Genomic DNA, 21,021 nt, shown 5'->3' with positions numbered 1-21,021 from the left:
ATGGCGCCGGAGGTTGCGCGCATGCTGTCGCGGCGCGAGGCGCTGGGGCTGATCGCCGCGGCCGCGGCGGTCGCCGCCTGCCCGGTGCGGGCGGCAACCGCCTGCGGCATGCCGTGGCGCGACTGGCATGGCTTCGTGCAGCGGCACCTGCAGGACGATGGGCGGGTCATCGATTTCTCCCATCCGGACCAGCGCAGCACCTCCGAGTCGCAGTCGTATGCGCTGTTCTTCGCGCTGGTGGACAACAACCCGGTGCTGTTCGACCGCATCCTGGCGTGGACCCGCCGCCACCTGTGCGGCGGACGCCCGGACCTGAACCTGCCGGCGTGGCTGTGGGGGCGCGCCGGCGACGGGCAGTGGCGCGTGCTCGACGGCAATACCGCGTCCGATGGCGAGCTGTGGATCGCCTACGCGCTGCTCGAGGCCGGGCGCCTGTGGAACCGGCCCGGACTGGTCCAGGCCGGCCGCCAGGTGCTGGGGCTGATGCGCGCCGCCGAAGTGGTCGAGCTGCCGGGCTTCGGGCCGATGCTGCTGCCCGGCAACCGCGGCTTCGTGCAGCGCGACCGCTGGCTGCTCAATCCCAGCTATCTGCCGCTGTTCGTGCTGCGCCGGTTCGCCATGGTCGATCCGCGCGGCCCATGGGCGCGGCTGGCCGAACGCAGCGTGGCGATGCTGCGCGCCGCGGCGCCGGGCGGCTTCGCGCCGGACTGGATCGCCTGGAACGGCGAGGCCTTCGTGACCGATCCGGGCAAGGGCGCGGTCGGCAGCTACGACGCCATCCGCTGTTACCTGTGGGCCGGCATGACCGACCCCGGCGAACCGCTGCGGCGGCGCCTGCTCGACGCGCTGCCGGGTCCGGCCCGGCTGCTGCGCGCGCGCGGCGGCTTCGCCGAGAAGATCCAGACCCGCAGCGGTTCCGCCGACGGCACCGCGCCGGCGGGCTTTTCCGCCGCGCTGCTGCCGTACCTGTCGGCGCTGGGGCAGACGGCCCTGGCGAGCGCGCAGGCCGGCCGCATTCCGGCGGCCGGCGCGGCCGCCGACGCCCTTGGCTACTACGACCGCGTCCTGGTGTTGTTCGGGCGCGGATGGATGGACCGCCGTTTCCGTTTCGCTGCCGACGGGCGCCTGCTGCCCGCGTGGAGTACGACATGTTCCGCAAAAACCTGAAACCCCTGTGCCTGCTCGGCCTGTGCGTACTGACCGCGCCGGCATGGAGCCAGAACGCCGCATCCACCCGGCAACTGGTCAACCAGGGCAACTACTGGCTCGACCAGGGGCGCGAAGACCTCGCCGCCGATACCTGGCGCAAGCTGCTGGCCGCCGACCCGGCGCAGCCCGACGCGCTGCTCGGGCTGGGCCTGATCGACCTCAACCAGGGGCGTCGCGCGGAGGCGCAGCGGCGCCTGCAGCAACTGCAGGCCCGGCATCCGTCGGCGGCGCAGACCGCGCGGTTGCGTGCGGCACTGGCCGGCGGCGGCAGCGCCGCCGGCGGTCCGCTGCAGGCGGCGCGCAGCGCGGCCGCTGCCGGCCGTTATGCCGAGGCGGTCAAGGCCTACGACGAGGCGTTCGGCGCCGGCGGGCCGCCGGACAATCTCGCGCTGGAGTACTACCAGGTGCTGGCCGGTACCCAGGACGGCTGGACGCGGGCGCGCGACGGCCTGCGCCGGCAGGTGGCCGCCGAACGCGACAACGGTGCCGCCGCACTGGCCCTGGCGCAGGTGCTGACCTACCGCGAGCCGAGCCGGCGCGAGGGCATCGCCCAGCTCAGGACGCTCAGCCAGCGCCAGGACACCGCCGCAGCGGCGCGCGTGGCCTGGCGCCAGGCGTTGCTGTGGCTCAATGCCACCCGTGCCGACGCGCCGCTGTTCCAGGCGTTCCTGGAACTGCAGCCGGACGACCGCGAAATCGCCGCGCGCCAGGTGCAGCTGCGCGACCAGGCGGTGCGCGCCGACCCTGCGCCGGACCCGAACCAGCGCCTGCTGGGCGAGGGTTTCCGCGCCTTGCAGGGCGGCACCCTGGACGTTGCCGAGGCGCGCTTCGCGCAGGTGCTGCGTGCGCAGCCGAAGAACACCGAGGCGATGGGCGGGCTGGGCTCGGTGCGGCTGCGCCAGGAACGGTTCGGCGAAGCCGCCGAGCTGTTGCGCCCGGCAGCCGCGGCCAATGGCAAATGGCGCGGCGCGGCCAACGCCGCCCGCTACTGGCAGGTCCTGCAGGAAGCGCGGCGGCAGCCGGGGACGGAAGCGGCGGCGAAGGTCCGCGAGGCCATCGCGCTGCAGCCCGCCGAACCCACCGGCCACGTGCTGCTGGGCGACCTGCTGGGCGCCGGCGATGCCGCCGCGGCCGAGACGAGCTACCGCAGGGCGCTGGAACTGGATGCCGGCAACGCCGGTGCCCTGCAGGGCCTGGGTACGCTGCTCGGCCGGCTGGGGCGCGCCGACGAGGCCGCCGCGTTGTTCGAGCGGCTCACCCCCGAGCAGCAGGAACGTGCCGGCGGTGCCGCGGTGCTGCGCGCCAACCTGGCGCGCGCACGCGCGCAGCAGGCGATCGCTTCGGGCAGCCTGGAGATGGCGCAGATCGAACTGGAGGACGCGGTGCTGCAGCAGCCGCGCGATCCCTGGCTGCGGCTGGAACTGGCGCGCCTCTACCAGCGCCAGGGGCGCCCGGACCAGGCCGACGGCATCATGGCCGGCCTGCGCGCGCAGGACGCGGACGCGCCGCAGTCGCTGTTCGCGCAGGCGTTGTTCGCCCGCGAACGCAATGACTGGAATGGCGCCTGGGCCCTGCTGGAGCGCATCCCCGCGGCATCGCGCGATGCCGAGATGAGCGCGTTGCACGACACCGCCTGGGTGCAGCAGCAGGCCGCGCAGGCGCGCACCCTGGTGCAGGGCAACCGCGTCGGCGAGGCGCAGCTGCTGCTCGCCCGTGCCGAGTCGGCGCTGGGCGAGCGCATTGCCCGGCCCGGCATCGCCGCGGCCCTGGCCGGGGCCTACGCCGACATCGGCAGCCAGCAGCGCGCACTGGCGCTGGCGCAGCGGCTGATGCAGGGCAACCCGGACGTGGACAACCGCCTGCAGTACGGCGAGGTGCTGCTGCGCGCGCGCCAGGACGCCGAGCTGGCGGCCCTGCTGCGGCAGCTGGGCGATGCCCGCCTGGACCCGGCGCAACGCAGGCGCCTGCAGGAACTGCGCAGCGGCTACGTGCTGCGCCAGGTCGATGCGCTGCGTGAACTCGGCAACCTGGAGGGTGCCTACGACGTGCTGGCGCCGGTGCTGGCGCAGCAGCCGCAGGATCCGCAGACCATCGCCGCGCTGGCGCGCCTGTACGCCGCCGCCGGCGACCCGGGCCAGGCGCTGGCGCTGTACCAGCAGTTGCTGCAGCTGGCGCCGGGCGACGTCGATGCGATGCTGGCCGCCGCCGGCAGCGCCGCGGCGATGCGCGATCTCGACACCGCCGGGCACTACCTGGAGCAGGCGCTGGCACGCGCGCCGCAGTCGCCGGAGGTGCTGGCCGCGGCCGGGCGGGTCTACCGTGCGGCCGGCAAGAACCGCCGCGCCGAAAGCTACTTCAAGGCCGCCATCGCCGCTGCCGCGCGCGGCGCAGGGCAACCGGACAATGGCTATCCGCACGCCAGCACCGCGCTGGCCGGCGCCGGCCGCGCCTTCAATCCCTTCGCCGGGATCACCCATGGGAACACCCGGCCGGTCGCGCTGCGCGCCGATCCGGCGCCGCTGCCGGCCAGTGTCGCCGCGCTCGCCGCCACGCCGCTGGCTGCTGCCGCGCTGCCGTCGCCGCAGATCGACGCCGATGGCCTGCCGGCCCCGGTGCTGGCGCTGTCCGCCGCGCCGGTCGCGGCCATCCCTGCGCCGCGTCGTGTCGCCGCTTCGGCGGCGCCGGCCGCGGTGTTGCCGGCCCATGCCCCGGCCGCAGCCCCGGCACGTGGCGTGATCGACGAACTGCGCGAACTGCGCGCCGACAGCAGCAGCGCGCTGGCGGCCGGTGCCGCCTATCGCAGTCGCGACGGCGAGGCCGGGCTGGGCCAACTGGCCGACCTGCAGGTACCGCTGCAGGCCCGTTTCGGCATTGGCGACGGCAAGCTGCAGGTCGCGGTGACGCCGACGGTGCTGGATGCCGGCCGTGCCGACGACGGCTATGCCTCGGCCAGCCGCTTCGGCGCCGGCCCGCAGCTGGCGCTGTCCGGGGCACTGGCCGCCGATCGCGCCCCGGTCGACGACCTGGTCGGCTCGTCGCTGTACCAGGCACTGCTGACCAATGGCGCCACCACCGCGACCCGCAACCTGATCTACGAACGCGCGCTGGACAGCGGCCGTTACCAGGAACTGTTCAACCAGACCGACGCCACGCTCACCGCGGCCGAGCGCCGCAAGGCCACGCTGGAACTGCTGTACGCCGATCCGCTGCCCGACTACATGCTGGGCCGCGACCTCGGCAACACCCCGATCGCCGACATCGCCCGGCAGGTGCTGGGAAGCACCGCGCTGCTGCGCGGGCTCAGCGCCGGCGAGCAGGCGCAGTTGAAGGCGCTTGCCGGCGGCAGCAGCGCCTCGCAGACGCCGCTGGCGTTCCAGGACACGCTGTACGCGATGGTGGCCAACGCCGCCGGCGCACGCCGGCTGGGATCGCTGGACGCCAGTGGCGCCGGCGTGTCGGTGGGCTTCGAGCAGGGCGGCTTCCGCGCCGACGTCGGCACCACCCCGCTGGGTTTCGGTGAGACCGGCATCGTCGGCGGGGTCGGCTATCGCGGCCGCATCGGCGATGCGCTGACCTGGTCCGGCGAAGCCTCGCGGCGCGCGGTGACCGACAGCCTGCTGTCCTTCGCCGGCGTCAGCGATGCGCGCAACGGCCTGCAATGGGGCGGGGTGACCGCCACCGGCGCGCGCATGGCCGCGACCGTCGACAACGGCCTGCTCGGCGGCTACGCCAACCTGGCGTGGCACCGCCTGCAGGGTACCCACGTGGCCGGCAACGACCGCCAGGAACTGGGCGCGGGCGTCTATGTGCACGCCCTGGAAACGGCGAACCAGTCGCTGACCGCGGGCCTGAACCTGACCGCGATGCAGTACGACCGCAACCTCAGCGGCTTCACCTACGGCCATGGCGGCTACTTCAGTCCGCAGCGCTACGTGGACGTGAGCGTGCCGCTGCACTGGAACGGGCGCAGCGCCGCGCAGCGGCTGGCCTGGCAGGTCGATGCCAGCGTCGGCGTGCAGAGCTTCAAGGAGGATCCGGCGGATTACTTCCCGCTGGACCCGGCGATGCAGCAGGCGGCCTACGATGCGGCATCGCTGGCCGCGCTGCTGGGCCTGACCCCGCGCTATGTCGAACCGGTCTATGCCGGGCAGACCAAGACCGGGGTGTCCTACAACCTGAGCGCGGCGGCGGAGTGGCAGTTGTCCACCCAGCTGTTCCTGGGCGGGCGCATGGAGTTCAACAACGCCCGCGACTACCGCCAGTTCGGCACCAACGTGTACCTGCGCTTCCTGCTCGACCGCCTGGGCGCGGGCCTGGGCCGGCAGCCGCAGCCGCTGCGCTCGCCCTACGCCGGCGACGAATGACCGCAGCACGGCGTGCCCGGCCGCGGCCGGGTGCGCCGGTCGCCTGCGGGCGCCACGGCGGCGGGCCGGTGGCCGGGCGGGGAGGGCGGCGCATAATGCGCCCATGATCATCCAGTCCCTGCTCGATACCGACCTCTACAAGTTCACGATGATGCAGGCGGTGCTGCACCAGCACCCCGGGGCCATCGTCCAGTACCGCTTCAAGTGCCGCACGCCGGGCATCGACCTGGCCCGCTGCCTGGACCAGATCAACGCCGAGATCGACCACCTGTGCAGCCTGCGCTTCGCCGCCGACGAGGTGGACTACATGCGCCAGCTGCGCTTCGTGAAGCCGGATTTCGCCGATTTCCTCGGCCTGTTCCACCTGGACCGCAAGTACATCGACCTGCGCGCCTCGGCCACCGTGCCCGGCGAGATCGAGCTGGACATCACCGGCCCGTGGCTGCACACCATCCTGTTCGAGGTGCCGCTGCTGGCGATCATCAACGAGGTCTGGTTCCGCACCACCAGCACGCCGGATTTCGCCGAGGGCGAGCGCCGGCTGCGCGCCAAGACCGCGCTGCTGCGCGATACCCCGGGCTTCGACAACTGCCGCATCGCCGATTACGGCACCCGGCGCCGCTATTCGCGCGACTGGCACGGGCACATGCTGCCGCTGCTGCGCGATGCGCTGGGCACCCAGTACGTGGGCACCAGCAACGTGTATTTCGCCCGCCGCTACGGCATGACCCCGCACGGCACGATGGCGCACGAGTACCTGCAGGCGTTCCAGGCGCTGGGCCCGCGCCTGCGCGACTCGCAGGTGGCCGCGCTGGAGTCGTGGGCGCGCGAGTACCGCGGCGACCTCGGCATCGCGCTGTCCGACGTGGTCGGGCTGGAGGCCTTCCTGCGCGACTTCGACATGTATTTCTGCAAGCTGTTCGACGGGGTGCGCCACGACTCCGGCGACCCGTTCGCATGGGGCGACCGCATGCTGGCGCACTTCAAGGCCAACCGCGCCGATCCTTCCAGCAAGATCCTGGTGTTCAGCGACGGCCTGAACATCGAGAAGGTGATGCGCCTGTACGATTACTTCCGCGACCGCTGCCAGGTCGCCTTCGGCGTGGGCACCCACCTGACCAACGACCTGGGGCCGACGCCGCTGAACATCGTGATCAAGATGGTCCGCTGCAATGGCCAGCCGGTGGCCAAGCTCAGCGACTCGCCGGGCAAGAGCATGTGCGACGACCCGGGGTACCTGGCCTATCTGCGGCAGGTATTCGGCCTGCCCGCGGCGCCCTGAGCCACGCGGCGCGGCGGGGTGGGCCCCGGCCGGCGGGCCTGTGCATGCGGGGTAGCGCCCGTTCATGGCAGGCTTGTGGTGAGCAAGTGACATTGAGATGAAGGGCGGGCCGGGTTTTACTGTGACGTCCGTCATGGATTTTGGTGAGGGGCCGAAGGATGGGAAACGGCGGTGCGCGGAGTGCGCCTGCCGACTGGAAAACGAATTTGAAGACGATTTCACTTGCCATCGATGGCCTGCCGTTCGAGCTCACCCGTCTGCGCGTGGGCGGGGTGTACTGGGTCGCCTGTGCCGATGCCGGCCACGCCGACCTGTTCGCGGCCGGCGTGCTTGCCGGATCCGATACCCTGCCGCTGGCGGTGGTGGCCGCGCTCGGGCGCCCGCCGGCGTCGATGGTCGCGCCGCTGACGGCCGAGCAGGGGCCCGCGCGCATCCGCCTGTACGAAGCCGCCGTCGCCGACCTGGCGCCTGCGGTGCGCGCGCTGCCCGCCGACCTGGCGCGCTGCGCGGGCGCGCACGGCACCCTGTGCGTGGTGCAGGTACCGGCGGCCGCACTGGAGAGCCTCGAGGGCCCGCACCTCGCCCACTGGTGCCGGCAACTGCACGACTGGGCCAGCGCTGGTGGCCACTGCGTGCTGCTGCTGTGCCACGGCGAGGCGGCGACGCTGGCACCGCGGCTGCTGCCGCTCAACCCGCTGTGCAGCGGGGTGGCCCAGCTGTACCCGCACCGCGGTGCGCTGCAGTACCTGGTGCATTACTGGAGCAACGCCGAAGGCGTGTTCGCGCATCGCGATTTCGAGGCCCGGTGGAGTGGCATCCGGCTTGGCGTGGTCGCCGATGGCGATGGCGCGGTGGCCGCGGCGCTGGCGCACGAGGGGGGCGACCGTTTCCTGTACCTGGCCCAGGCCGACGCGCTGGAAGGCGCACCGCCGTTCTCACCTGCCTGGCGCCTGTTCGAGAACTGGTCGGCGCTGGTGGGCGCCGCGCTGCAGGCGCAGGCGGCCACGGTGGTGCTGTCGATCGGCGAGAACGCCGATGTCGATGCGCTGGCGCGGATCGTGTTCCAGCTGCGCAGCGAGCGCGGCAACGGCCTGAAGCTGGTGGTGCGCGAAATGCAGCCCTGCCTGCGCTATGCCGACGAGCGGCTGCTGCTGGAATCCGGCGCCAGCCTGGTGGCCCCGGCCAACCTGCCGCTGGCGCGCTTCCTGACCCTGCTGGAAACGATCCAGGGCCAGACCTGGCAGGGGCGCCTGCCGGACGACCCGGAGCGGCTGATCCGCCTGCACCGGCCGCCGGATGTCGGCGGCATCGTCACCCCGGCGCAGTTCAGGCAGTTGGCCGTTGAGCTGCTCGACCAGGGCGGCGGGGTGGTGGAAAGCGCGGTGCTGGTGCTGCAGCCGGTGGCCGGGGTGAGCCCGGTGCAGGCGCTGCAGCAGCTGCAGATGCGCCGCCGCGGCGATTTCGCCTGCATGTATGCCGGCCAGGTGTGGCTGTTCCTGTTCGCCTGCCGCAGCGATGGCGTCGAGCGCGCGCTGGGCAACCTGTTCCGGTTGCCGTGGCGGGAGCTGTTCGATGGCTACGAGCGCCAGGCCGGGCATGACGTGGCCGCGATGAGCGCGGCCACTGGCGGCTTTGCCGCCGCGCCACCGCAGCAGATGCCGCCGCCCGAGCCCGCGGCACCCGCGCCGTCATGGACGGCACCGCGACCGATCCGCCTGGGAGGGGAAGGATGAACGACCAGCAGGTATGGAGCCTGGTGGCCGCATGTGCGTTGGTGATGATTCCCCTGGGCGTGATGCTGGGGTGGATCGTGCGCGCGCTGCGCGCGCGCCTGCGTCGTGGCCTGCCGCCGCGCTACCTCAAGCGGGTCGGCGAACGCCGCCGCCAGGCCGTTCCACGGAGGCCGGCATGAGCGACGCCCCTGCCGCCGCCACCGCGACCGCCGCGCCCCAGGCATGGCCCGACCTGCGCGGCTGGAACCTGTATTTCCTGTCCAAGGTGATCCTGGCGTGGATGGGCGCGCTCGACCTGCACATCCTGCCCAACCTGCTGCTGCTGGCGGCGCTGCTGGTGCCGCTGCCGTGGCGCGGCGCCCGCATCGCACGCACCGTGGTCGCGATCCCGGTGGCGGTGGCGCTGTACTACCAGGACACCTGGTGGCCGCCGTTCGAACGCCTGCTGGCGCAGCCCGGGGTGCTGGATTTCTCGGCCTCGTACTGGCTGGAGCTGCTCGGCCGCTTCATCAACTGGCAGATGGTCGCGCTGCTGGCCCTGCTGGTCTGCGGCTACCTGCTGCTCAAGCCCTGGCTGCGGGTCACCACGCTCAGCGTGCTGGGAATGCTGGGCATGGCGGCGATGGCGCTGCCGTTGCCGGCCGGCCTGCAGTTCGCCGGCGGCGGCGATGCGACCGCGGCGCAGGGGGCGGGCGCAACCGGCGCGGCGGCACGCGGCGGTCCTGCCAGCAACGAAACCCTCGACGCCTACCTGGCCGGCTTCTACCAGCAGCAGGCCGGCTTGAAGACCACCTTCCCGCCGGCCCACGAGGGCACCCCCTTCGACGTGATCGTCCTCAACATCTGTTCGCTGGCCTGGAGCGACCTTGAGGAAGTGGGCATGCGCCAGAACCCGCTGTTCGACGGGATGGACGTGGTGTTCGACGCGTTCAATTCGGCCACGTCCTACAGCGGCCCGGCGGCGATCCGCCTGCTGCGCGCCAGTTGCGGGCAGACCTCGCACACCGCGCTGTTCGACCCGGTGCCGGCGCAGTGCCAGCTGTTCGCCAACCTGCAGGCGCTGGGCTTCCAGAACGAACTGGCGATGAACCACGACGGCCACTTCGACGATTTCATCGGCGACCTCACCCGCTATGGCGGGCTGGCGGCCAAGCCGCTGCCGATCGAAGGCTATCCGCGTGCGCTGATCGCCTTCGACAAATCGCCGCTGCGCCGCGACAGCGACGTGCTGGCCGGCTGGCTGAAACAGCGCCAGACCGCCTCCAACGCGCAGGTGGCGCTGTTCTACAACACGATCTCGCTGCACGACGGCAACCGCATCGTCGGCGCCGACGGGCGCGCGATGGCCAGCGACTACAAGGCGCGCGCGCAGATGGTGCTGGGCGACCTGCAGGGCTTCATCGACGCCCTGGAGAAGAACGGCCGCCGCGCGGTCGTGGTGGTGGTGCCGGAACACGGCGCGGCGCTGCATGGCGACCGCATGCAGATCCCTGGCATGCGCGAGATTCCCAGCCCGTCCATCACCCATGTCCCGGTGGGCGTGAAGCTGGTCGGCATGGGCATCCCGGCCGCGGCCGGCCCGCGCCACGTGACCGCGCCGAGCAGCTACCTGGCGCTGTCCGAGCTGGTGGCGCGGATCTACGCGCTCAACGCCCAGGCGACGGCCGGCGACCGCAACTGGGACGGCCTGCTGCAGGGCCTGCCGACCACGCCGTCGGTGTCGGAGAACGAAGGCGCCAAGGTGATGGATTACGACGGCAAGCCGTGGCTGCAGCTCAAGGGCAGCCCGGCCTGGACGCCCTACCCGGAGGACAAGCCGTGACGAGCAACCGGTTGCCTGCGGGCCTGACCTCGGAACAGGACGACATCGACGTGCTGCGCGCGCACCTACACATGCCCGAACTGCCGTACCTGGACTTCTCGGCGCAGCGTGCGCGGGCGCAGGCGCTGGCGCGCTGGCCGCTGTTCGCCGAACTGGCGCCGGAGCCGCGGCGATGAGCACCACGCTGTCCCTGCAGGGCGTGCGCGGCGGCGTCGGGGTGACGACGATGAGCGCCGCGCTGGGCCACGCGCTGCATGCGCAGGGCGAACGCGTGCTGCTGGTCGAGTGCAACCCCGACCACCTGCTCGGCCTGCACCTGGGCCTGCCCGCCGCCGAAGCGCGCGGCTGGGCACGGGCATGGCTGGACGGCGGCGACTGGCGCGAGGCGGCGTTCGAAGCGATGCCCGGGCTGGCACTGCTGCCGTACGGACTTGCCGGCGACGCGGAGGTGGCCGAGGTCGAGGAGCGGCTGCGGCGCTCGCCGCGGTTCTGGGTCGAACGCCTGCCGCTGCTGGCGGCGCAGTTCGACTGGATCCTGTTCGACCTGCCGCAGCGGCTCGACGCGCACGTGGACGCGGTCAACCAGCACGCCGCCTGCGCGCTGCCGCTGCGGCTGGCGACGGTGGACCCGGGCTGCCACGTGCTGCTGCAGCGGCGCCCGCACGATGCGCGCCGGGTGCTGTGCAACCGCTACGACCCGGCGCTGGCGGTGCAGCGCGACCTGATGCAGCTGTGGATCGACGGCGGTCCGCCGCTGGTGCCGCAGCCGCTGCACGAGGACGCCAACGTCGCCGCGGCGCTGGCGCGCAAGCGGCCGTTGGGCGCCGATGCCGATGGCGCCCAGGCCGCGGCCGATGTCGCCAGCCTGGCGGTGTGGTGCCTGGCCGAACGCGGGCGCCTGCGCGCGCGCGGGGGGCGGGCGCCATGAGGCCGCGCTGCCTGCGCTACCTGCGCTGGCCGCAACTGCGCGAGGCCGTGCGCGGGTCGCCGCCGACGCTGTGGCTGTTGTGGCTGCTGCAGGCCATGGGCTGGGCGCTGCTGCGGCTGGAAGGACCGGCATGGCAGTCACTGGCGCCGCGCCTGCCCGATGCGTTCCCGCAGCTGCGGGTCTACCGCCGCTGGCGTTTCGGCGACCCGCTGCGGATGCTGATCCAGGCCGGCTGGCTGCTGCTGGTGCGCATCACCCCGCAGACGTCCCAGCGCCGCCACCGGCTGGCCGCGGCCCGGCGCCGCCATGTCGCCGGCCTGCGCGGCGCCGCCGACCGCGGCTGGCGGCGGTACCTGGACACGATGCGCGGGATGCCGCGACGGGTCTGGAACAGCGCCGCGTGGCAGCGCGCACGCGCGACCCTGGGGTCGCTGTCCAGGCGCACGCGCCGGTGGCTGACGTACGGCGTCGGCGTGGCCACGCTGGGCCTGGCGCTGCTGTGCGTCACCCAGCCGTTCAGCTACTTCGCGCAGTTCGTGTTCGTGCTGCTGCTGTGGGCCATCGCGCTGCTGGTGCGGCGCATGCCCGGGCGCTACGCCACGCTGATCCTGGTGGTGCTGTCGATCACCGTGTCGTGCCGCTACCTGTGGTGGCGCTACACCGCCACGCTCAACTGGAACAACAATTTCGACCTGGCCTGCGGCCTGGTCCTGCTCGCGGCCGAAACCTATTCGTGGCTGGTGCTGATGCTCGGCTACGTGCAGGTGGCCTGGCCGCTGCAGCGCAGGCCGTCGGCGCTGCCGGCCGATCCGCGCGACTGGCCGACGGTGGACGTGCTGATCCCGACCTACAACGAGGAGCTGTCGCTGGTGCGGCACACGGTGCATGCGGCACTGGGCCTGGACTGGCCGGCGGACAAGCTGCGCATCCACCTGCTCGATGACGGCCGGCGCCCGGAGTTCCGCGAGTTCGCCGCGCAGGCCGGGGTCAACTACATCACCCGCAGCGACAACCGCCACGCCAAGGCCGGCAACCTCAACCACGCCTTGACCCTGCTCGATGGCGAGCTGGTGGCGATCTTCGACTGCGACCACCTGCCGGTGCGCTCGTTCCTGCAGATCACCACCGGCTGGTTCCTGCGCGATGCGAAGCTGGCGCTGGTGCAGACCCCGCACCATTTCTTCTCGCCGGACCCGTTCGAGCGCAACCTGCGCGTGTTCCGCCGCGACCCCAACGAGGGCGAGCTGTTCTACGGCCTGGTGCAGGACGGCAACGACCTGTGGAACGCGGCCTTCTTCTGCGGCTCGTGCGCGGTACTGCGGCGCGCGGCGATCGACGACATCGGCGGCTTCGCCACCGAGACCGTCACCGAGGACGCGCACACCGCGCTGCGCCTGCACCGCAACGGCTGGAACTCGGCCTACCTGCGCATTCCGCAGGCCGCGGGCCTGGCCACCGACAGCCTTGGCGCCCACGTCAACCAGCGCATCCGCTGGGCACGCGGCATGGTGCAGATCTTCCGCATCGACAACCCGCTGCTGGGCAAGGGCCTGAGCCTGTTCCAGCGCTTCTGCTACGCCAACGCGATGCTGCACTTCCTGGCCGGCATCCCGCGCCTGGTGTTCCTGACCGCGCCGCTGGCGTTCCTGCTGCTGCACGTCTACATCATCTATGCGCCGGCGGTGGCGATCCTGCTGTTCGTGCTGCCGCACATGGCGCATGCCAACCTGACCAACTCGCGGATCCAGGGGCAGTGGCGCCGCCCGTTCTGGGGCGAGGTCTACGAGACCGTGCTGGCCTGGTACATCGCGCGGCCGACCACGGTGGCGCTGTTCAGCCCGGGCAAGGGCAAGTTCAACGTCACCGAGAAGGGCGGCACCCAGGCCGGCGACCGCTTCGACTGGAAGGTCGCCCAGCCCTACCTGGTCCTGGCGCTGCTCAACGTCGCCGGGCTCGGATTCGCGGTGTGGCGCTTCCTGCACGGCCCGGCCGACGAGCGCGGCACGGTGATCGTCAGCTCGCTGTGGGTGCTGTACAACCTGCTCATCGTCGGCGGCGCGCTGGCGGTGGCCGCCGAGGTCCAGCAGGTGCGCCGTACCCATCGCGTCAGCCAGCGCCTGCCGATGGCGCTGCGCCTGCCCGACGGCCGCACCCTGCGCGGGGTCATGCACGACTACTCCAACGACGGTGTCGGCCTGGAACTGGCGCAGGCGCCCGAACAGGAGCTTGCCGCCGGCACCGGCGTGACCCTGCTGCTCGGCCGCGGCCGCCGCGAGTTCGCGTTTGCCGCGGTGGTCCAGCGCAGCGTCGGCGCGCGCCTGGGCCTGCTGCTGCGCTTCGAGGACGAATCGCAGCGGGTGGAATTCGTGCAGTGCACCTTCGCCCGCGCCGATGCCTGGCTGGACTGGCACGCCGGTTACCAGCCGATGAGCCTGCCGCGCAGCCTGTGGAGCGTGATCAAGCTCGGCTGGCAGGGCTACCGCCGGATCAGCGATTTCTCGCCCATCGATCTCGACCGGCCGATGCACTGGAGCCGCCGCGCCCTGCGCTGGGTGGCCAGTTTCGCGCCGCAACGTCCGCTTCCTTCCTACCCGGCTGACCCAGCCGCTGACCCGGGGCTTCGTCCATGAGCATTTCCACTTCACTGCGCTGGTTGCTGCTGCCGCTGTTGGCGCTGCCCGTCGCCAATGGTTCCAGCGCGCCGCAGGCGGCCCCGGTGGCAGATGCCGCGCCTGCCCCCGCTGCGGCCGCGACCACGCCGCCGCCGGCCGCGGCGACCGCGGTGCCGGTCTGGTCCGGGGCCAGCTGGCCCTGGCAGCGCGCCAGCACCCTGGCCCAGCTCGGCCGGCGCCAGGACACGCTGCTGTCCGGCATCCGCAACACCACCACCTTCGAGTTCCAGGTCCGGCGCGACCGCCTGGTGCGCGCGGCCGAGCTCGACCTGGGCTTTACCCCGTCGCCGTCGCTGCTGCCGACGCTTTCGCACCTGCGCGTCTACCTCAACGACGCGCTGATGGACGTGGTGCCGATCGGCAACGACCAGCTCGGGCGTCCGGTGCAGGCCAAGGTGCCGCTGGACGCGCGCCTGATCGCCGACTTCAACCAGGTCCGGCTGGAGTTCGTCGGCCACTACACCGATGTCTGCGAAGAGCCGACCCACAGCTCGCTGTGGGTCAACCTGTCCAGCAACACCACCCTGCGCCTGGGCGGCCAGCCGCTGGCGATGCAGGACGACCTGGCCAATTTCCCGCTGCCGTTCTTCGATCCGCGCGACAGCGCGCGGCTGGAGCTGCCGGTGGTGTTCGCCGGCTCGCCGTCGGTGGCGCAGCAGCGCGCGGCCGCGCTGATGGCGTCGTACTTCGGCAGCATGGCCGGCTGGTGGCGGCAGGCGCGGTTCCCGGTCAGCTTCGACCGGCTGCCGGCGCAGGGCCACGCGGTGGTGATGGCGGTGAACGGCCGGTTCCCGTCGGTGATCGCCGACCACGCGCCGGTGAAGGGGCCGGTGATCGAGCTGCTGTCGCTGCCCGACGACCCGCAGCGCAAGCTGCTGCTGGTGCTGGGCCGCAACGACGCCGACCTGCAGACCGCGGTGTCGGCCATCGCCGCCGGCAACGTGCTGTTCCGTGGCACCCGGGTGCAGGTGGACGAGGTCAAGCCGCTGGCGCCGCGCCAGCCGTACGACGCGCCGAACTGGGTGCGTACCGACCGCGCGGTGCGCTTCGCCGAACTGCTCGACTACCCGCAGCAGCTGCGCGCCAGCGGCATCGCGCCGCAGCCGATCGTGCTCAACCTGAACCTGCCGCCGGACCTGTTCATCTGGCGCAACCAGGGCATCCCGCTCAACCTGCGCTACCGCTACACGCCGCCGTTCAGCAGCGACGAGTCGCGCTTGAGCGTGGGCATCAACGACCAGTTCATTTCCAGCTTCCCGCTGATCCGCCGCTCGGGCAAGCAGGGCCTGGAGGAAATCCGCCTGCCGGTGCTCAGCGGCGATGCCGGCGCCGGCGACGGCAAGCTGCTGATCCCGGCGCTGAAGATCGGCGACCGCAACCAGCTGCGCTTCGACTTCAACTTCGCCAGCGTCATGGGCAGTGCCCAGCGCGACCATTGCCAGACGGTACTGCCGCCCAACCTGCAGGCGGCGATCGAGGAAGACTCGACGATCGATTTCTCCGGCTTCCACCACTACATGGGCCTGCCGGACCTGGCGGCGTTCGCGCTGAGCGGCTTCCCGTTCACGCGCATGGCCGACCTGTCCGAGACCGTGGTGCTGATGCCGCCGCGCGCCAACCCGGCGCAGGTCGGCCTGCTGTTGAACCTGGTCGGCGGCCTCGGCGTGCAGAGCGGCTATCCGGCCTACGGCCTGCGCGTGAGCGACGACTGGAAACAGGCCGCGCGGCTGGACGCCGACGTGCTGATGCTGGGCGAACTGCCGCAGGAGCTGCGCGGCAGCGACCAGCTGTCGCTGATGATCGACAACCAGCGCACCACGCTGCGCAATGGCCGGGTGGGCTCGCCGCAGGAAGCGGTGATCGAGGCCCGCCTGGGCAGCAGCGGCAGCGACGCGGCGATCAACCGTGTCGGCGTCACCGCCGATGCGCCGTTCGCCGCCATCATCGGCCTGCAGTCGCCGCACCATGCCCAGCGCAGCATCGTCTCGCTGGCCGCCAGCAAGGACGCGGACTACGCCCTGCTCGACGACGCGCTCAGCGACATCGGCAAGCGCGAGGCCATCGCCGGTTCGGTATCGATCCTGCGCAGTTCCGGCATCCACAGCCAGTTCGTCGGCGAGCACTACTACGTCGGCTCGCTGCCCTGGTGGCTGCTGCTCTGGTACCACCTGGCCGACCACCCGGTGCTGCTGGCGGTGCTGGCCACGGTGGTGGTGCTGATGGTCGCGTTCCTGCTGTGGCGCGCGCTGCGCTGGGTATCGCGGCGGCGCCTGGAAACGGCGGAGCACTGATGCCCCGTCGCCTTCCGCTGCCGCTGGCGTTGCTGGTCGGCCTGGCCGCGATCGGCCAGGCGGGCGCGCAGGAACTGCCGCCCACGCCCGGCGGCAGCCTGGCCTCGCAGCGGCAGTGGCTGCTGCAGCAGGTGCGCATCGGCGAGGCCACCGGCCGCCAGCGGCTGATCGAGGATGCGCTGGCGCGACTGCGCCTGCTGGCCCCGGACGACCGCGCCACGATGCTGGCGATCCTGGAAGTGCAGCTGTCGCAACAGAAGATCGACGATGCCACCGCGACCCTGGGGCGGCTGCGCCAGGTGGGCGCGGGCAGCCGCGAGCTGGCGGCCGGCGAACGCCTGTGGTCGGCGTATCGCGGCGACATGCAGGCGCAGCTGCAGCAGGCGCGCATGCTGGCCACCGGTGGCCGCAACGCCGAGGCGCTGGCGATCTACCGCCGGCTGTTCAACGACGACCCGCCGGGCATGCAGCTGGGCCTGGAATACTGGCGCCTGCGTGGCGCCGAACCGGCCGGGCGGGCGTTGGCGATCCGCCGCCTGGACGCGCTCGATGCGGCGTACCCCGGCAACACCGCGCTGCTGCAGGCGCTGGCCCAGTTGCTGTTCGCCAGCGGCCGCGACAGCGAGGCGCTGGCCGCCCTGCAGCGCATGGGCAACAACCCCGAAGCGCTCACCTACGCTGCCGATGCGGAATGGAACTACCTGTCCGCGCGCCAGGCCGATGCCAGCAACGTGCGCCGGCTGCAGTCCTTCATCGCCCGCTATCCCGGCTGGGCGAACATCGACGAGGCGCGGACGCTCTACGACGAGCAGCGCAGGCGCGTGGGCAACCCGGCCTGGGTCGCCGGGCTGCGCGGCGCGCAGCTGCTCGATGCCGGCCGCAACGCGGAGGCCGAGGCCGCGTTCCGCCAGGCCCTGGCCGGCTTTCCCGGCGAGGCCGATTTCCACGGCGGGCTGGGGTTGGCGCTGATGCGCCAGGGCCGTCGCGAACAGGCGCTGGAGCAGTTCCAGAAGGCGCAGCAGCTGCAGGCCGATACCAGCAACAGCGACAAGTGGCGCGACCTGATCGCCAGCACCCGCTACTGGCTGCTGATCCAACAGGCCGATGCCGCGCTGGAAGCCGGCGAGCTCGATCGCGCGCAGTCGCTGTACGCGCAGGCGCGCCGCCAGCAGCCACGCGAGATCAACGCCCAGCTCGGGCTGGTGGACGTGGCGGTGGCGCGCGGCGACGATGACGCGGCCAGCCGCGAGCTGCAGGCCGCACGGCGCATCGCGCCGAACGACGCCAACGTGGTGCGCAAGCTGGTGCAGTTCTACGGCCGCACCGATCCGCAGCGGATGGAGGCCTACATCGCCGGCCTGCCCGCCGCGCAGCGCGGGCTGTATGCCGACGAACTGCGCGCGCTGCAGCTGGCGCGGCTGCGCGAGCGGCGCGAGCGCGCGCTGGCCGCGGGCGATATGGCCGAGGCCATCGCGCTGGGCCGGGAACTGCGCCGCGAACAGCCCGACGACCCGTGGCTGGCCTACTCGCAGGCCAACGCGCTGCGCGCCGGCGGCGCGAGCGACGAGGCCGACGCGGTGATCGCCGACATGGCCGGCAGGGCCGGCAACACGCCGGCGGCGCGCTACGCGCAAGCGCTGTACCTGTCCGGTGCGGACCGCATCGCCGCGGCGCTGGCCGCGCTGGACGAACTGCCGGACGCGCAGTGGGACGACGACATGCGTGCGCTGGCCACGCGCCTGCGCCGCCAGCAGGCCACCGCGCGCGCCTGGGAACTGCGCGCGGCCGGCCGCGAGGACGAGGCCATCGCCCTGCTGCGGCAGCTGCCGCAGGATGTGGACGTGGTGCTGATGCTGGCCGACTGGGCGCGGCTGCGCGGCGACACCGCCCAGGCCCTGCAGCACTACCAGCAGGTGCTGCAGGCGCAGCCCGGCAACGTCGATGCGCAGCTGGGCAGCGTGCAGGCGCTGATCGACGGCGGCGACCTGGCGGCCGCGCGCGCGCGCATGGCCTCGCCGCCGGTGCCGGAGCCCGGCAACATCGGCCAGCAGCGGCAGCTCGCCACGATCTGGTCCGGCCTCGGCGACGACGCCCGCGCGCTGGACGTCCTGCGTGGCGTGCTGGCGGCGCTGACCGGGCCCGATCCGCAGTCCTGGCGCGATGCGGCGCGGCTGCTGCGCGCCGACGACCCGCAGCAGGCGCTGGACATGTATGCCCGCGCGATGGCCGACAACGGCCTGCTCGCGCCGCAGCAGGCGCAGCCGCGCGACGACCGCGCGCTGACCCGCGCCAGCCGCGGGACCGCCGGCGACGACTGGCTCCGGCGCAGCCTGCGCAGCGACGTGGAAACGCTGTACCTGGAGCAGAATCCGACGCTGACGGTGATGCAGGATTCGGGACGGCGCAGCGACGGCACGCCGGGCATCTCGAAGCTCTCGCGTGACACCCGCATCGTCCACCTCGACGCGCCGTTCGCCGGCGGTCTGGGCTGGGCGCGGCTGGAACAGGTGCGGCTGGACGCGCGCGGTTTCGAAACCGACGCCAATGGGTTCCACGACCAGGACTTCGGCAGCTGCCAGCTGTACCTGCTGCGCGAGGACGGCAGCCGCCTGCAGGCACCGGGCTGCGACACCCGCCTGCACCAGCGCATGAACTCCGGTGCGGGCCTGGCGCTGGGCTGGCGCACGCGCGACGACCGCTGGAGTTTCGACATCGGCCACACGCCTTCCGGCTACGTGGTCGGCAACTGGCTCGGCGGCGCCACCGTCAACGGCGACATCGGCCGTTTCGGCTGGGGCGCGACGCTGTCGCGGCGGCCGATGACCAACTCGCTGCTGTCGCAGGCCGGCGCCATCGATCCGCGCAGCGGCATCGCCTGGGGCGGCGTGACCGCCAACGGCGCCACCTTCAGCCTCGGCTACGACCAGGGCGGCCGCAACGGCATGTGGTCGAACTGGAGCTGGCATCGCCTGCTCGGCCGCAACGTCATGGACAACGACCGCGCGCGCGCGATGGCCGGCTGGTACCACAAGCTGGTGCAGCGCCCGGACCTGCGGGTGGACGTCGGCCTGACCGGCATGTACTGGCGCTATGCGCGCGACCTGGGCGGCTATTCGCTGGGGCAGGGCGGCTACTACAGCCCGCAGCAGTACGCTTCGCTGAGCGTGCCGGCGAGCCTGGCCTGGCGCAACGACGACTGGTCGCTGCGGGTGGATGCCTCGCTGAGCGTTTCGCGCGCGCGCAGCCGTTCGATCAGCCGCTTCCCGGAGGCCTCGCCGATCGATCGGGTGCTCGCCCAGCTGCAGCCGCTGTACGGCCCGCTCACGCTGGACCCGGCCGGGCTGTACAGCGCCGATTCCAGCAGCACCGGGACCGGCCACCGCCTGTACCTGGCGCTGGAACGCCGGCTCGGCGACCATCTGGTGCTCGGCGCCGCCGGCACCGTGCAGCGCAGCCAGGATTACTCGCCGAACACGTTCCAGCTGTATCTGCGCTATACCCTCAAGCCCTGGCAGGGCAACCTGCCGCTGCCGGTCACACCGCTGGTGCCCTATGGCGAATTCCGCTGACCCCGCGCGTCGCGTGCTGTTGCAGGCGCTGGCCGCCGCTCCGCTGCTGGGGCTGTTGCCGGCCGCTGCCGCCGCACCGGGCTGGCCGCGCTGGCAGGTCCTGGTGGACAGCAGCCTGAGCGCCGACGGGCGCATGATCGACCGCAGCCAGGACGACCTGCGCAGCACCTCCGAAGGGCAGTCCTACGCGCTGTTCTTCGCACTGGTGGACAACGACCAGGCGCTGTTCGACCGGATCCTGGCCTGGACGGTGGACAACCTTGCCGCCGGCGACATGGGCAAGCGCCTGCCGGCCTGGCTGTGGGGGCGCGATGCCAAGGGCGGCTGGGGCGTGCTCGACGCCAACCCCGCCGCCGATTCGGACCTGTGGCTGGCCTACGCCCTGCTCGAAGCCGGCCGGCTGTGGCATCGCCCGGCGCTGCAGCGCATCGGCCAGGACATGCTGGCGCAGGTGCGCGCCAGCGAGATCGTCGACCTGCCCGGGTTGGGGCCGATGCTGCTGCCGGGCCCGCAGGGCTTCGTCGAGGACGGCGCCACCCGGGTCAATCCCAGCTACCTGCCACTGCCGCTGCTGCGCCGCTTCGCCGCGGTGGACCGCGACGGCCCATGGTCCGCGCTGGCCGGCAATACCCTGGAGCTGTTGCGGCAGACCGCGCCGCACGGCTTCGCCCCGGACTGGGCGGCATGGCGCGACGGCGCCTTCGTCGCCGATCCGGTCAAGGGCGCGACCGGCAGCTACGACGCGATCCGCTGCTACCTGTGGGCGGGCCTGCTGTCGCCGCGCGACCGCCTGTTCCGGGCGCAGCTGCAGGCGCTGGCCGGACCGCTACGGCGGCTGCGCGACGGCGCCCCGATGTGGGAGAAGGTCGACACCCGCAGCGGCGTGGGCAGCGGCGAAGGCGGCTATGGGTTCCGCGCCGCGCTGGTGCCGTACCTGCTGGCGCAGGGCGAACGCGGGTTGGCGCAGTCGCTGCGGGCCAGCCTGCCGCCCCCCGACCGGCAGCGCGGCGACGCGCCCGCCTACTACGCGCAGATGCTGACCCTGTTCGGCGACGGCTGGGCCGAGGAACGTTACCGTTTCGGCGCCGACGGGCAGTTGCAGCCGCGCTGGCGCTGAGGCGGCCGCCGCCGCCAACCGCCGGCTGCGTTCT

Annotated in this window: 12 protein-coding genes; all 12 read left to right on the top strand. The window is 72.6% G+C overall.

Going from position 1 to position 21,021, the window contains the following annotated elements:
• The 12 genes from bcsZ (F0P95_RS00585) to bcsZ (F0P95_RS00530) all read left to right on the top strand — a co-directional run bounded on the left by bcsZ (F0P95_RS00585) (position 1) and on the right by bcsZ (F0P95_RS00530) (position 20,987).
• On the top strand, positions 1-1,167 hold the full coding sequence (gene bcsZ / locus F0P95_RS00585; protein ID WP_182335304.1) for a cellulose synthase complex periplasmic endoglucanase BcsZ: 1,167 nt from the start codon (positions 1-3) through the stop codon (positions 1,165-1,167).
• Positions 1,149-5,573 (top strand): cellulose biosynthesis protein BcsC, encoded by a 4,425-nt coding sequence (locus tag F0P95_RS00580; RefSeq protein ID WP_182335303.1) that lies wholly within the window; start codon positions 1,149-1,151, stop codon positions 5,571-5,573. Before bcsZ (F0P95_RS00585) ends, F0P95_RS00580 begins: the two co-directional genes overlap by 19 nt.
• Positions 5,574-5,676: 103 nt before the next feature.
• Positions 5,677-6,855: a nicotinate phosphoribosyltransferase gene (pncB, locus tag F0P95_RS00575; protein WP_182335302.1), complete on the top strand. Its 1,179-nt coding sequence runs from the start codon at positions 5,677-5,679 to the stop codon at positions 6,853-6,855.
• Positions 6,856-7,061: 206 nt separating this feature from the next.
• A complete protein-coding gene (bcsE, locus tag F0P95_RS00570; RefSeq protein ID WP_182335301.1) occupies positions 7,062-8,588 on the top strand; it encodes a cellulose biosynthesis protein BcsE in 1,527 nt (508 codons plus the stop codon).
• Positions 8,585-8,767, top strand: coding sequence for a cellulose biosynthesis protein BcsF (gene bcsF, locus F0P95_RS00565; RefSeq protein ID WP_182335300.1), 183 nt, complete (start codon positions 8,585-8,587; stop codon positions 8,765-8,767). The genes bcsE and bcsF overlap by 4 nt, the downstream gene beginning before the upstream one ends.
• Complete coding sequence (bcsG, locus tag F0P95_RS00560) at positions 8,764-10,410, top strand: cellulose biosynthesis protein BcsG (RefSeq protein ID WP_182335299.1); 1,647 nt, start codon at positions 8,764-8,766, stop codon at positions 10,408-10,410. Before bcsF ends, bcsG begins: the two co-directional genes overlap by 4 nt.
• Positions 10,407-10,586 carry a cellulose biosynthesis protein BcsR gene (bcsR, locus tag F0P95_RS00555; protein WP_182335298.1) on the top strand — a complete coding sequence of 60 codons (180 nt, stop codon included), beginning with the start codon at positions 10,407-10,409 and terminating at the stop codon, positions 10,584-10,586. The genes bcsG and bcsR overlap by 4 nt, the downstream gene beginning before the upstream one ends.
• Positions 10,583-11,338, top strand: coding sequence for a cellulose biosynthesis protein BcsQ (gene bcsQ / locus F0P95_RS00550; RefSeq protein ID WP_182335297.1), 756 nt, complete (start codon positions 10,583-10,585; stop codon positions 11,336-11,338). The genes bcsR and bcsQ overlap by 4 nt, the downstream gene beginning before the upstream one ends.
• Complete coding sequence (gene bcsA, locus F0P95_RS00545; RefSeq protein WP_182335296.1) at positions 11,335-13,968, top strand: UDP-forming cellulose synthase catalytic subunit; 2,634 nt, start codon at positions 11,335-11,337, stop codon at positions 13,966-13,968. The genes bcsQ and bcsA overlap by 4 nt, the downstream gene beginning before the upstream one ends.
• Complete coding sequence (bcsB, locus tag F0P95_RS00540) at positions 13,965-16,301, top strand: cellulose biosynthesis cyclic di-GMP-binding regulatory protein BcsB (protein WP_182335295.1); 2,337 nt, start codon at positions 13,965-13,967, stop codon at positions 16,299-16,301. Before bcsA ends, bcsB begins: the two co-directional genes overlap by 4 nt.
• On the top strand, positions 16,301-19,870 hold the full coding sequence (bcsC, locus tag F0P95_RS00535; RefSeq protein WP_182335294.1) for a cellulose synthase complex outer membrane protein BcsC: 3,570 nt from the start codon (positions 16,301-16,303) through the stop codon (positions 19,868-19,870). The genes bcsB and bcsC overlap by 1 nt, the downstream gene beginning before the upstream one ends.
• Positions 19,854-20,987 (top strand): cellulose synthase complex periplasmic endoglucanase BcsZ, encoded by a 1,134-nt coding sequence (bcsZ, locus tag F0P95_RS00530; RefSeq protein ID WP_182335293.1) that lies wholly within the window; start codon positions 19,854-19,856, stop codon positions 20,985-20,987. Before bcsC ends, bcsZ (F0P95_RS00530) begins: the two co-directional genes overlap by 17 nt.
• Positions 20,988-21,021: the final 34 nt, after the last annotated feature.

Source organism: Stenotrophomonas acidaminiphila, from assembly GCF_014109845.1.
Classification (GTDB): domain Bacteria; phylum Pseudomonadota; class Gammaproteobacteria; order Xanthomonadales; family Xanthomonadaceae; genus Stenotrophomonas; species Stenotrophomonas acidaminiphila.
This window is presented reverse-complemented; position numbering and strand designations above follow the sequence as displayed.